The 14348-nt window shown below is 64.8% G+C and carries 8 protein-coding genes; 7 read left to right on the top strand and 1 reads right to left on the bottom strand.

Annotated elements, in window-relative coordinates; all coding sequences use genetic code 11:
* The 6 genes from LLH00_14670 to LLH00_14645 all read left to right on the top strand — a co-directional run.
* The coding region (locus LLH00_14670; protein MCE5272520.1) for a PQQ-binding-like beta-propeller repeat protein at nucleotides 1-1583 on the top strand (1583 nt) is incomplete at its 5' end.
* A gap of 118 nt (nucleotides 1584-1701) precedes the next feature.
* On the top strand, nucleotides 1702-2322 hold the full coding sequence (locus LLH00_14665; GenBank protein ID MCE5272519.1) for a response regulator: 621 nt from the start codon (nucleotides 1702-1704) through the stop codon (nucleotides 2320-2322).
* A 199-nt stretch (nucleotides 2323-2521) separates the two neighbouring features.
* Complete coding sequence (locus LLH00_14660; protein ID MCE5272518.1) at nucleotides 2522-4399, top strand: TonB-dependent receptor; 1878 nt, start codon at nucleotides 2522-2524, stop codon at nucleotides 4397-4399.
* A 58-nt stretch (nucleotides 4400-4457) separates the two neighbouring features.
* Entirely contained in the window at nucleotides 4458-5438 is a 981-nt protein-coding gene (locus LLH00_14655; GenBank protein MCE5272517.1) for a hypothetical protein, read from the top strand.
* Nucleotides 5435-7072, top strand: a complete 1638-nt coding sequence (locus LLH00_14650; GenBank protein MCE5272516.1) for a HAMP domain-containing histidine kinase — start codon at nucleotides 5435-5437, stop codon at nucleotides 7070-7072. The genes LLH00_14655 and LLH00_14650 overlap by 4 nt, the downstream gene beginning before the upstream one ends.
* A 643-nt stretch (nucleotides 7073-7715) precedes the next feature.
* A complete protein-coding gene (locus LLH00_14645) occupies nucleotides 7716-8987 on the top strand; it encodes a hypothetical protein (GenBank protein ID MCE5272515.1) in 1272 nt (423 codons plus the stop codon).
* Between the two features lie 69 nt (nucleotides 8988-9056).
* Here LLH00_14645 and LLH00_14640 read toward each other — a convergent pair whose 3' ends face one another.
* Nucleotides 9057-11468 (bottom strand): hypothetical protein, encoded by a 2412-nt coding sequence (locus tag LLH00_14640; protein ID MCE5272514.1) that lies wholly within the window; start codon nucleotides 11466-11468, stop codon nucleotides 9057-9059.
* Between the two features lie 627 nt (nucleotides 11469-12095).
* Between LLH00_14640 and LLH00_14635 the strand changes: the two genes are divergently transcribed.
* Nucleotides 12096-14294 (top strand): hypothetical protein, encoded by a 2199-nt coding sequence (locus tag LLH00_14635; protein ID MCE5272513.1) that lies wholly within the window; start codon nucleotides 12096-12098, stop codon nucleotides 14292-14294.
* Nucleotides 14295-14348: the final 54 nt, after the last annotated feature.

Here is a 14348-nt window from a genome sequence, read left to right as displayed (position 1 = left end):
TCAAGTGGAGCTACGAGACCGGCGGCGCCGTGGTCTCATCCCCCGCGGTGGATGTGGACGGCTCGGTGTATGTCGGCTCGAAGGACGGCTACCTGTACGCCCTGACCCGTAGCGGTGCGCTCAAGTGGCGTTTCCAGACCGGCGCGGCGATCTACGCCTCGCCCGCCCTGGCCCAGGATGGCTCCGTGTACATCGGCTCGCTGGACGGCAAGCTCTACGCCCTCGGCCGGGACGGGGAGCTGCTCTGGAGTTTCAGCACCGGCGACCGTATCTACTCCTCGGCCGTGATCGGCTACCAGAACGAAATCATCTTCGGCTCCAACGACTTCTCGGTGTACGCGCTCAACCCGGACGGCAGCCTGAAATGGAGCTACGCCACCGGCGGCGAGGTGGTCGCCTCGCCGGCCATCGACCGGGACGGTACGGTGTACGTGCCCTCCAACGACTGGAATTTCTACGCCTTCCAGCCGGACGGCACTCTGAAATGGAGCTATCTGCTCCAGATGCCGGTCTGGAGCTCGCCCACGATCAGCATGGAAGGACAAATCCTGGACGGGACCTGCGGCGCGGCGAGACAATATGCCAGCGGTTTCATACCGGAGGGCTACTATCCGCTCGCGGGCATCTCGTTACTGCAGGCCTTCGAGCTGAAAAACACGGGAGACGATATAAGTTTCACGATGAGCGGCGGTTCGGGGGATGAGCACGGCAGTTACGCCGAGGGCTACACCGGCACTTTTGTCACCGCGGTCTTCGGCCGCTCGATGATGCTCGCGGACGACCTGGTCAACCCCGGCGGCGGCACCACCTCAAACAGCCCGACCCACGGTTTCGAGGGCCATACCAGTTGGCCGCGCTTCCGCCACGACAGCCGCAACACCGGCAATGTGAACACCTCGCTCGAGATACCGAAGTTCGACCTCGGGTTCCAGATTGTCTACTCCACCTGCGACCTCGACCATGACGGCGCGGTGACCTTCCTCGACGCAGTCAGGCTGATGAAAGGCATCCAGACCGGCCAGTACTCCTTCGGCATGGATCGGGACAACAACGGCGCGGTGACCATGCTGGACGTGATCCGGTTCCTGCTGGACATGCGTGACGGCACCTGCAACCTCGGCAGTCCGATCTCCCTGGCCGCCGTGGAAAATCAGAAAGGGCTGGAGGAGTTCCAGGCCCTGGCCACCCTGAACAAGGCGGAGCTCGAGCAGGCCCTGGCCACGATGGACCTCTCCGACGCGGACCGTCAGGAGGTCGAGATGATGCTGAACGGCCTGGCCCCCGGAGCCGCGCTGCCCAAGGCTTTCTCGCTGGCCCAGAACGCGCCCAACCCGTTCAACCCCTCCACCACCATCGCCTACGAGGCGCCCGAGGGTGCGAACCAGAACGTGGAACTGAGCGTGTTCGATGTCCGCGGACGGAAGGTCCGGCAGTTGGTGGACGGGATGGCGGAGCCCGGCAAGCACTTCGCTTTCTTCGACGGCCGGGATGATCTTGGCCGTGAGCTGCCCAGCGGTGTATATTTCTACCGTCTGAGTGCCGGCTCATTCAGCCAGACCAGGAAGATGATCCTGCTTAAATAGCCTCTTTCCTGGAGAAAGACAGCGCCGCCGGCGTGCCGCCGGCGCCGGCGGCGCCTCCTGAATTGTCGGTTGAACGCAACTAATTTCGCAAACGGCGGTACAAAAACAGGGGTGTGGCATGACCAAAAACTCCAAAGACCCGCAGCATCTGGAGGACACGCTCTCCACCACCGAGGTGGCCCGCTATTGCCGGGTTTCGGTGGTGCATGTCAACCGCTGGATCAAGGACGGCAAGATCAAGTGCTACCGCTATCCGGGCGGACGGTACAAGATCAGCCGCGAAAATTTCCGGGAGTTCCTGGAAAGAAGCGGCGTGCCGGTGATCGAGGAGTTCTTCTCCCCGAAGCCGCCTCTGAAAGTCCTGATCGGCGAGGATGACACCGATTTCGCCCGCGGCGTGCGGCTGCTGATCGAGGACCGCTACCCCCGCGCCGAGATCGAGGCGGCGAGCGACGGCTACGAGGTGCTGCTCAGCATGGGCGTTTTCCGCCCCGACCTGCTGGTTCTCGACCTGCGCCTGCCCCGTATCGACGGGCTCGAGGTCTGCCAGCACATCCGCCAGAACGAGATCTGGTCCGGGGTGGGTATCCTGGCCATGACCGGGCACGCCGGGGCTTTTGTCCGGGAGAGGGTGCTCTACTGCGGCGCTAACGAATACCTGCTCAAGCCATTCGAGAGCACGGAGTTTTACCACAGCCTGGACCGTATGGTCGCAGCCGGAGTTTTACGCAACGGATAGAGTTTCTTGGGGTTTCAGACACCGTCAACGAACTCTTTGCCTCCCGCCACAGGCCTGAACCGCTCGAGGGACAGGTGCACAGCGCGGGAAAAGGCCCGACAGCCCCCCTATGTGCTTCTCGTCTCCCGCCAGTATTCCTCCGGACCGCTCCGTTAGCGGCGAGCCGGCCCGACACGGCCGCGCGCCACGGTGCGAAGCAATGCTTTATCAGTTTGTCCGGCTTCTCCTGTTCGTCATCCTGCTGCCGGCGGCGCTCCCGGCCCAGGGCCAGGACCTGACCGAGGAATCCCTTTTCCAGCCCCTCCGCAGCGCAGTGACCGCCTCCGGCGCCGACCAGAGCCTCGACCAGTCGCCCGCCTCCATGACCGTGATTTCGGCCCAGGAGATTCGCGCCAGCGGCGCCGGATCGATCCCCGAGCTGCTGCAGTGGGTCCCCGGCCTGGACGTGATGCGCCTGGGCGCCTCGCAGTATGAGGTCTGCGCCCGCGGTCTGAACATGGTCCCGGCCGACAAGATGCTGGTGTTGATCGACGGCCGCTCGGTGTATCAGGACTATTTCGGCGGGATCAACTGGTTCAGCCTGCCGTTGCTGCCGGAGCAGATCGAGCGGATCGAGGTGATGCGCAGCCCGGGCAGTGCGCTCTACGGGGCCAACGCGTTCAGCGGCGTGATCAACATCATCACCCGCACCCCGTCCCAGCTTAACGGCGTCCGCCTGGAACAGCGCCTGGGCAGCCACGGCCGGGCCGGCAGTTCGCTCCTGGCTGGGGGGCAGCGCGGACAGACCGGCTACCGTATCGCCGCGGGCTACCGGGGGCTGGACAGTTTCAGCCAGCCGCGGCGCCACGCCTCGCGCAACGCGCTGGGCAGCTTGTTGCTGGAAAGGCAGCTCACCGACCGGACCAGCCTGTCGCTGGATGCCGGCCTGGCCGGCGGCTACGCCGACCGGATTTTCCTGGAGCAGATGCAAAGGCAGCGCGACAACAACAGCCACCTGAAACTGAACCTGGACCGCAACGACCTGGCCTGCCAGCTCTACCTGAACCACGGTGAGATGCACCAAAGCACCTACTCGCCGGGCGAGGGCAGCGAGAGCGTGCGCTACAACACGCTCGACCTGGAGCTGCAGAACGGGTTTCACCCCACCATGCGCGACCACGTGATCTACGGGCTGGAGGCCCGTCTCAACACCATCCGCTCGAACATCCTCGACCGCTCGCGGCGGCAGGGCCTTCTGGCAGCCTATATCCAGGACGAGTACCGCCCGCTGCCCGAGATCAGTTTTCTGGCCGGTGCGCGCCTCGACCATCACCCACTGACCGGCCTGAGCGCAAGCCCGCGGCTCAATGTGCTGTACTCTCCGGCGCCCAGCCACATTTTCCGGCTGACATACAACCGGGCTTTCCGCAGCCCCAGCTTCATCAACTCGTACCTGGACTACAGCACGGCCGAGGGCATCCGCCTGCTGGGCAACCGCGAGCTGGACTCCGAGCGGATCAACTCGCTGGAGGCGGGCTATGTCTGGTCGCGCCGCGAGCGGCTCAAGGTGAAACTGGATCTGTTCGCCCTCACCCTGAGTGGCAACATCGCGTTCAGCGACGTGCTGCAAGTGGTGGACGCCTCCCTGGCCGACTCGTACCGCAATTTCGGCACGGCCCGCGGCTGCGGCGGCGAGCTGACAATCGACTACCTGCCGGTGCGCCCGGTAAAAATCGTGGCCAGCTACAGCTACCAGCGCCTCCACAACCGTTTCAGCGCCAGGCGCAGCCAGCACACGCCGCGCCACAAGGGCAGCCTTCAGCTCTACGCCACCCTGCCAGCGGGCCTCAGCCTGTTCGGCGCGGCCGGCTACGTGGGCCCCTCGGTCTGGGAGGTGCCGGCCGGCCTCGGCCTGACTGCGGTGAGCCGCACGGGCCAGTTCGTGCGCCTGTCGGGCCGGATCGGCTATGAGCTGCCCCGCGGCGGTCTGACACTGTTCGTGGCCGGGGACAACCTGGCCGGACCGTCCAGGGAGCAGTACCCGCTGGGCGAGTACATAGAGAGGCAGTTCGATTGCGGGGTCCAATGGGAGTTCTGAGTCTGAAGACCAAAACGGCACCGCGCCCCGGGCCGACCGGGCGCAAAATCACGCGGCCATGAGCGGGAAAACCTGTCATATCCTTTTGCTGCTGCTTCTGCTCACCGGCGGCTGGCGGCCTCTCTGCGCGGCGCAGCCCGGGCGCTCCGGGGTGGTGCTGGTGCTCAGCTCCGCCAACCCGGAGTACCGTCTGGCTGTCGGCGCTTTCCGCGCGGCCCTGCGGGAAAGCGGCCAACCGGTGGCGCTGGATGAGCGGACCCTGCCTGCGGGCCGGACGGAGGATGCGGCCCAGGATTCTTTCTGGAACTCGGTGCGGGCAGCCAACCCCGCCCTGGTGCTGAGCGTGGGCACCCCGGCCGCCCGCGCCGCGTTGCGCCGGCTCCAGGACACCCCGCTGGCCTTTACCATGGTGCTGGGCGACCCCTTCCGCGAGGCCCCCGCAGGCGCCCGCCCCCCGGTGTTCGGCCTCAGCCTTTCGCTCGGCTTCCGCGAGCAGCTCGAGGCCATCCGCGAAAGCCTGCCCCTGGTGCGGCGGGTGGGCTTCCTGGCCACCTCGGGCTCCGGAGCGGCCCCGGACTCCCTGCGCCGCCTGAGCGACGAGCTGGGGCTGCGCCTGGTGGAGGCCCGCCTCGGCGGCAAGGAGGAGGTGCTGGGCGCGCTGAAAGGCATGCTGGAGGGGATCGACCTGCTCTGGCTGCCGCCCGATCCACTCACCTACAGCCAGGATGTCAGCCTTAACCTGCTTGAATTCTGCTACCTGCACCGCGTGCCGGTGTTCGCCTTTTCGCGCCAGCTGGCCCTGGCCGGCGCACCCCTGTCCCTGGGCAGCGACTATGCCGCGGTGGGGGCCCAGACCGCCGAGATGACGCTTCAGTTTCTTTTCCCGGAGTCGAAATCCCAGACCTCAGCCGGAGTACAGACCGTAAGGAGTGTCCTGCTCTACGTGAACCAGCCGGTGGCCGAAAGTCTCGGGCTGCATATCCCGCGGCGGGTGCTGAGCCGGTCGGTCATCCTCGGAGCCGGGACTGACAACAGATGAGAACCGTGACCCTGAATAGACTCCCCGCCCTGAGCCTGGGCAGCAAGGCCACCCTGGCGGTGATCGCACTGCTCAGTGTAATGGCGCTGGTGCTGGGGGCGCTTTTCGGCTACAACCAGCGCCGCTCGCAGATGGACCGCCTGCACGAGAAGACTGTCTCCTTCGCCGGCAACCTGGCGTTCAATTGCAATTTCGCCCTGCTGGCCAAGGATCGCGCGCGGCTGGACCAGCTTATCGCCGGGGTGCGGCTGGAAAAGGATGTCGCCCTGGTGCTGGTGGCCGACTCCGCGGGCCAGGTGCTCGCCTCCACCGATCCATCCCTGCTGGGCACGCACCTGAACTACCTGCCGGGACCGGACGCCCCGGACAGCACTCTCTGGCAGCCGGTTCAGGCCAGCTTGCGCTACCGGGCCGTGGCCCCGGTGACCGCGCTGGGCGCGGCCTCCGGCCCGGAGGCGGACGAGTCGATGTTCTTCGCCCCGGGCGGAGCCGAGGCAAACGGAGCGCGCGAGCGCCTGGGCTGGGCCGTGATCGAGGTCTCGCCCGAGCGGTTGAACGCCGAGCTGGCACGCTCCCTGCGCTACGCCGGGCTGATATTCCTGCTCATTCTGATCCTGGCCTCCGGCCTGGCCATTGTCTCGGTGCGGCGCACTGTCGCCCCGCTGCACCTTCTGGCCGAGGCCACCCGTCAGATCGCACACGGAGAGTTCGGACGGACCATCCCCGCGGCCAGGCGGGATGAGCTGGGGGTGCTTTCAGAATCATTCAACGAGATGAGCCTGCGCCTGCTGCGCTCGCGCCAGGAGGTCGAGCAGCTCAACAGCGAGCTGGAGGTCCGGATCGCCGAGAGCACCACCGAATTGCGCAACCGCTACCGCGAGCTGGAGCATGTCTGTTCCGACCTGCGCAGCCTGGACTCGGCCAAGAACGATTTCCTCTCCCTGGTCAGCCACGAGTTTCGCACGCCCCTGGGCTCGATCCAGCTTTTCTCCGAGATGCTGCTCAAGGGCCTCGACCGCTCCGACACCCGTCGCACCGATTTCCTGCTCACCATAATCAACAACTGCAAGCGCCTGACCCGCCTGATCAACGAGATCCTGGACATCTCGCGTATCGAGGCCGGGCGGATGGAGTTCAGCCGCGAGCTGTTCGACCTGAAAGAGACCCTCTACAGCACGATCTTCTCGCTCAAGCCGCTGTTCGAGGAGCGCAGCCTCTCCTGCAATTTCCTCACCCCGGAGGACCCGGTCCGGCTGTGCTCCGACCGCGACCGGATCATCCAGGTGCTGACCAACATTCTGTCCAACGCGATCCGGTTCTCGCCGCCGGGGAACGCGGTGGAGGTGGAGCTGAGCGAGGAGAACGGGCGGGCGCGGGTGTGCGTGCGGGACCACGGACGGGGCATGCGGCAGGAGGACATCCCGAAAATATTCGACAAGTACACTCAGCTCGAGCGGATCAAGCCCGACAGCGAGGGCAGCGGCCTGGGCATGACCATCGCCAAGCTGATCGTGGACAACCTGGGCGGGTCGATCCGGGTGGAGTCGGCCCCGGGCCGGGGGACCAGTTTCCGGGTCGATTTCCCGGCCGCCCGGCCCGAGGCGGGGGAGACTGGCGAGAAGCCGGCGCAGTAATCCGCAACAGCAGTCGCAGGGCGCGGCATACCGGGCCCGGTTTATTGGATTGAATCCCCTCAGCCCCAGCATTTTCCGGCTTAGTAACTTGCCGTGAGAAACCGAAAGACTAATTTCTGCTTTGGTTTTGGCCAAAGCCGCAAAGCCAGCGGGGGCCGCAAACTCGTCCGTACTGCGACACTGTTTCTGACTGTGGTGTGCCCGAGGATTATCTCCGCTCCCGCGTTGAAGCGGCGGCGCTGCCGCGAATCGCCGCCAAGCCGTGTGGCAATTCCAACCCTTACCGTTTCACACTCGATTACACGCTGCCCGGGCGGGAGGCTCAGACAGGTGCGGCCCCCAAAGACTTAACTGCGGCGGCCTGACAGCCGCAAGCCGGTTTAGCCTCCTGGGACGCCGGGCGGTGTCGTAGGGGCGAACCTTGTGTTCGCCCTTAAACTGATCTGCAAAAACCCATCCGGACATTATTGCCTCAGTCCCCCTTGTTCAAAGGGGTAGGCGGGCCATTCCCGGCTTTCTGCCAGCCGCTGGAATCCCGGAACAAAATCTAACTTGACACGATTTATTTCAGCTATTACAGTTAGCAGCATCATTAGCGGATGCCACCTCACACCAAACGCAAAAGAATGGCCAGGGAGATAGAATGGCTTTCACCAGACGCTATCCAGACCTCACGGCCCGTTATTCCATTGCCGGCCTCAAGGAAGCCCTGCTTTCTATAATTCTTATTATTTTCTTGCTTTCCGCCGCCTGCAAATCTCCAGCGCCGCCACCAAGCCAGGAGAACAACGACAAGCCCAGAACCCAGACGCTTCCCTCCGCTTTTCAACCCACCGGGGAAAACGAACTTTATGACAGCATGGTTGCCAAGCTGCACGGCACTTTCCCCGGACACTTACCGGAGGGCATCACGGAGTACCTCTATTCGCACGACCTGGCAATCTCGCAGACCGGGCTGTTTCCTTCCGGATTATACAGAACCCACAATTTCATCTGCGGCCGGCTCGATGCGGACGACAAACCGGACTGGGCCCTGCTGACCGATTATTACAATCCTGCGGGGACCCAGATACATGTGTTCTGGGGTGGTGATACTACCCGAATCTCTGTGATAGCGGAGGAGGATGAGCCAGAGAAAACATTCCGCGATGACAGGGCCACCCGCTTTATCTCCCTGGCCCAGCAAGAGGAGATCGGCTGGCACTTCAATATGTTTCTCAAGGAATACCCTGGCACCATAACATTCCGTAGACTGAGCCACGACGGGATCCAGGATTTTCGGTTTCGCAGCGGATCCTGCGTATATTATTTCGATGACGGGACGGGCGAATGGCTGCTCTGTGATCCCTACCTGAGGCTGTGTAATTTCAACCCGCGGGACTGGGAGGAGAATAAGGACACCTTGTATGTCAGACGGTTGCCCCCCGCGGCCTTCCCGGATTTACCCGAGCCAGTCCGGCAGGAGCTGGAACGACGCCACATTACTGTCCCGCAAAGTTATTCCGAGCAGGAGGGGGAACTGCAGAACGTGATCAAGGGGCGTTTCACCGATCCGGAACACACGGACTGGGCGGTCTATTGCATGGACGGCGATTCCTCCTACATCCTGGTTTTCCCGGACGGCAAGGCACAGGAGCCCATCAAGCTCGAACAGGAGGCATTTCCGGGTTACTATGTCTCCTACCCCGAAGAATACCGCAACCCGAAGGACTCGATCGACTACGGTTTCTACCTCGATTGTGTCTCTCCGGCGCAGATAGCCGAATACAACCGCTCGTGGGAGGAGGATTCCCTGATCCTGCCCGACCCGCTCGACCACGACGGAATGTACATTATCGATATAGACAAGTGCCCGTCTGTCCTCTATCTGTTCAACCGTGCTCCGGTCGATCTCAACGGTGAATATTGCGACTGACAGCGGCAGCATTTTCGGGTATGCAATTCATCCAGTCTTTTTTCCAGCCTCGCTTTCAAGACCCACGGCTCAGCTCCCGAAAGCCTTCCCGCGCGTAACCAGCTTTCCTTTTACCCGCTCCACCTCGATCCGCCCGGCGGGCGTTTCGAGCCGGTAGGCGAAATCGGCCCCAAAACCCGCGGCCGGCTCGCAGGAGGCCTTTGTCCAGCCGGGAGCCTGCGGTTTCAAACCTATCAGCCCCTCCACGATCAGCGAGTTCACCGCCGCGCCCCAGCCGTGGGCCGTGTTCTCCGCCTCCACCGGCGCCCGCTCGCCCCAGGTGGGCTGCCCGCTGCGGACAAAATCGCCGTAGAGCTGGTCCAGCTTGTTCCGCACCGGCGCGTAGCGCCCGGCTGCCAGCAGCGGGCTGAGCAGGATATCGCAGTAGCCCAGGCCAAGACGGTTCTCGGGGCCGGAGGGGAGAGCGAGCAGAGCGCAGGCGTGCTCCAGGGCCTGGGCCCGCTGCGCCTCTGTCCCGCAGCCGGTTACGATGCAGAGCACGTTGCCGTGCAGGTTGGCCCGGGGGATCGGACCTTTGGGATTGACGCTGTTCGGCTTGGAGGGCGGGAGGCGCAGGGGCTGTCGCGGCTCTATCCGCGACAGGAACGCCCGCTCCTCCGGGCTGAAAAAGCGTCCGAGCGCCGGGCGCAGGCGCGCCCCGATCCGTCCGGCCAGGGCCGCCAGCGGCTCCGAGCCCAGGGCCTGCGCGATCCGGCCGGCGTACTGGGCGGCGCGCAGCAGGAGCGCGTTCACCGGCAGGGAGTAAGGGCGCTTGTCCAGCACGGCCCAGTCCACATAGTGCCAGGAGTAGCCGGGCGGAACATACAGGTCCTCCGCGGTCAGGCCGTGCTCGCAGAGGCCCAGGAACCGCGCGAGCGGCGCCTCCACCTCCCGCAGAAGCGAGATGTCGCCGCCGGCCAGGTAGTACTCCCAGCAGGAGACCACCCAATGCATGCTCTGATCCATCAGGGGCGAGGGGCAATCCGTGGGGACCACCGCCGCCGGGTTGCCCTGGCTGTCCACCCCCAGGGCGATGAGGCTCAGGCAGTTGCGCCACATCCTTAGCTCGGCGAAACTGTAGAACGCCGCCTTGGCCGTGGCGGCGGCATCCATTGTCCAGAGAAGGTTCTCGCGCGAGCAGGTGTCGACATAGGCGTCATCCGTGGAGGAGCGGATATTGTTCAGCGAGGTGTCCCAGAGCGCCTGGATGAAACTGTCCTTCACCTCCAGGGAGGCCCTCTCCGCGAACGGGTAGTCCAGGGCGAGGAGCCGGGGCCGGAACTCGCAGCTCCCCGCGCCGGTCACTTTCACGCTCACGTAGCGCAGGCCCCGTCCCCGGTGCGCCTGCCACACACACCCGCCCCCGGACAGGCTGAGTGTGTCGAGGAAACTCCCCCCGAACCCGTCGAACCCGCTCGGACGGCCCTCGAACCTGATATCGTAGTACAGCTCCAGACGCAGGGGGCCGCTGCCCTGGCGCACCTCCAGGCCAGGACGAACCAGGCGCGTGCGGCCCACATCGAAAGTGAACACGCTGCCGGGCGTGGCCTCGATCCAGTCCGTGGCCGGGCGGCTCTCTATCTTCCCGGTCAATTTCTCGGCGTTGAAAGAGGCGGCCAGGGAGGCGGTGTCCTCGCGCCTCTCCGGGCTGCCGTGGCCGCTCCAGACAAGGGCCGGGACAAGCGCGTTCTCCAGCAGGTCGGGAATGGGCTTTCTCCTGAGGCCGGTCCAGGGGGGAAGCCCGGCCGAGCCTAAGTAGAGCGCCTCGGTCCAGCCCTCGGACGGTGGCGCGGTCCGCCAGTCCGGCGCCTCCCGGTCGGAGTCGAAATGCTCCTGGAACCCGGTGGGCAGCGAGATAAGGCTGTGGTGGAAACGGACCCAGTCCGCCATGCGGCACAACCAAGTATCATCAGTGTCCAGCAGGAATTTCCCGCCGCCGTCCAGGGCGATGTCCCCCTGCACGAGCAGGCCCATGCGGGTGAAAGGGTTGAGGAAATTCACCCCGGTGCAGGGAAAGAGCAGCACGGCCAGGCTGTTCCGGCCGGGTTTCAGAAACGGCAGCAGGTCGACCTCGTCGTAGTATTTCTCGCGTGGCCAGGAGCGCGCCGGGCCGGAGCTGGCAAAAGCGCCGTTGCAGTAGAGCACGTAAACATCCGCCGCGGTGACAATCACTTTGCCCGTGGTGGGGCGGCCCTCCAGGGTGATTTCCTTGCGGAACGCCACCGGGTTGTCTAACAGGGGAAACGAATCGATATGCCAGTCCGTGTGGGCGATCCAGCCGCCGCGGCAGGGGTCGACACCGCCGTAGTCCGGCTCCGGGAGAGTAAAATCTCCGGGGACGGCCGCATCGACTGTCCCGGCCCGGCCCAGGCCCAGCGCCCCCAGGCCGGCCAGCCCTGCGCCGGAGCGGCGGAAGAAACTCTTACGGCTGATGTCACTCATCGTGAGGTCCTTGGCTGAAAGGTTCGGGCGCGCGAGGGCGAGGTGAGTTATGGAGAGGAAAATACACTCTCACGGCGCGCGGGGCAATTCCCGGGGCGGCCCCCGCTTACCTCCGGCGCAAGGGACTGGCCGGACGCCGGGGAAATGAGTATAATCGGCGGCAATGAACATGGGCGGAAAGGTAGTAATTTCCAGTCTGGTTTATGCAAATCCGTCTTACGGGCGAACACAAGGTTCGCCCCTACGACACCGCCTGGATTTCCAGGAGGTTAAACCTGCTTGCGGCTGTCAGGCCGCCGCAGTTAAGCCTTTGGGGGCCGCACCTGTCTGAGCCTCCTACCATGGCAGCGTGTAATCGAGAGTGAAACGGTAAGGGTTGGAATTGCCGCACTCTCCGGCGGCGTTTCGCGGCAGCGCCGCCGCTGCATCGCGGTGGCGGAGAAAATCCTCGGGCACACCACAGCCAGAAGAGGAATCTTGGTCCGGACGAGTTTGCGGCCCCCGCTGGCTTTTCTGCTTTGGCCGAAACCAAAGCAGATATGGTCTTTATGCTTCTCGTTCCAAGTTCTTAACTGAACATCCATGGGAGACAGGAGCTTGATCCATCGAACTAAGTGGAGACTACGGATGGCAAAGTCGAGCCTGGGAGAAATGCGGCATATATCCATTATCGCCGCGCTGGCTCTGCTGTCCGCGCTCTGCGGCTGCGGCGGCCCGAAAGACATCGAATCGGCGGCGCAGCCCGTCCGTATCGACCGCAGGGCCCTGGTGGGGCGTAACAGCCCGACTCTTTCCGGGCTCGACTCGCTCGCCCCGCTGCAACTGGGTAATGGCAATTTCGCGTTCACGGTGGACATAACCGGCCTGCAAAGTTTCCCGGAAGCTTACCGCCACGGCGTCCCCCTGGGCACACAGTCCAACTGGGGCTGGCACACCTGGCCCAACCCCAAGGGCTACTCGGTGGAGACTTTCCCTCTGACTCAATACGAATCCGGGGGCCGCTCTGTGGGCTACCTGGACATGAACGTGCCGGGACGGGAGCAGGAGGTGCGCTGGCTGCGCACCAACCCGCACCGTCTGCAACTGGGAATGCTGGGGTTCAGCCTGACGAAGTCGGATGGCAGCCCGGCCGGGCCGGAGGATATTGACCGCATCGAGCAGCGCCTCGACCTCTGGAGCGGCGTGCTGACCAGCCGTTTCAGCCTGGAGGGGGTCGAGTCCGTGGTCGAAACAGTCTGCCACCCGGATAGAGACATCCTGGCCGTGCGGGTGCGCTCCGGCCTTGTCCCGCTGGGACGGCTCAAAATACAGCTCCATTTCCCCTACGGCGACACAACCGAGTTCGGCTGGGGGGGACGCTGGGACATGCCGGGCAGTCACCGCACAGAACTGACACGAGTATCGGACACTCAGGCCCGTTTCGTGCGCAGCCTGGACCGGGAGAGCTACGCTGTGGAGGCCGCCTGGTCCGGCGCGGGGAAGCTCGATTGCGCCGAACCACATCTCTATCTCCTGACACCCGTGGGGCCGGACAGCGCGTTCGAGCTGGTCTGCTCTTTCGCCCCGGACACGCTGCCCGGACCGGAGCCGCTGCCGGGAGTAAGCGTGACTCTGGAAGCCTCCAGAACCAATTGGCAAAATTTCTGGTCCACGGGCGGAGTGGTGGAGCTGGCGGGAAGCCGTGACCCGCGGGCCGCGGAGCTGGAGCGCCGGATCGTGCTCTCGCAGTACTTGACCGCGATCCAGTGCTCAGGGTCGCTGCCGCCGCAGGAAACCGGGCTGGTCTACAACAGTTGGGCCGGGAAATTCCACCTGGAGATGCACTGGTGGCACGCGGCGCATTTTGCGCTGTGGGGGCGGAGCGAGCTTCTTGAGCGCAGCCTTCCGTTCTATGGACGAATCCTGGACCAGGCCCGGCGCACCGCCGCGGGCCAGGGCTATGACGGTGCGCGCTGGCCCAAGTGTGTCGACCCGCAGGGAGTGCAGATGCCCTGCTTCATCGAGCCGTTTCTGGTCTGGCAGCAGCCGCACCCGATCTACTACGCCGAGCTCTGCTACCGGGCCCATCCCGACAGCCTGACCCTGGCCCGCTACAGGGATATTGTCTTCGCCACGGCGGAATTCATGGCCTCCTTCGCCCGGGCCGACAGCAGCGGGCGCTACGTGCTGGGCCCGCCGATCGCTCCGGGGCAGGAGGTTTTCGACTGCCGCAGCACGTTCAACCCCACTTTCGAGCTGGCCTACTGGCGTTTCGGCCTGGGCACGGCCCAGCTCTGGCGCGAGCGCCTGGGCCTGGGGCGCGACCCCGGCTGGGACACCGTGCTGGAGCGGCTCTCCGCCCTGCCGGTGCAGGACAGCCTCTATACCGCGGCCGAGAGCGCCACGGACACTTTCTCGCGGCCCGAGTTCATGACCGACCACCCGTTGATGCTGGGTGCGCTCGGGTTCCTGCCCGAAACCCCGGCCGTGGACCGCGAAACCATGCGGCGGACCCTGAAGAAGGTCCTCCAGGTCTGGGACTGGCCCGGCACCTGGGGCTGGGACTACCCGCTCATGGCCATGACCGCCGCGCGCCTGGGCGAGCGCAGCCTGGCCGTGGAGGCCCTGATGCTGGACACGCCCAAGAACCGCTATCTGCCCAACGGGCACTGCTACCAGACTGACAGACTGCCGCTCTACCTTCCGGCCAACGGCGGCCTGCTGAACGCGGTGGCGCTTATGTGCGCCGGGTGGGACGGCGCGCCGCAGGACAGCGGCACGACCGCCGGGTTCCCCACGGATGGGAGCTGGAACGTGCGCTGGGAGGGTCTGAGCCCGCTGCCCTGAGCGGCCCGGCGCAAACTCAGTCCGCTTTGGGCGCGAAACCCTTCCCGTTGTTGA

Source organism: bacterium, from assembly GCA_021372515.1.
Classification (GTDB): domain Bacteria; phylum Gemmatimonadota; class Glassbacteria; order GWA2-58-10; family GWA2-58-10; genus JAJFUG01.
The sequence above is the reverse complement of the archived record's forward strand: the minus strand, read 5'-3'. Positions and strand labels throughout refer to the sequence as shown.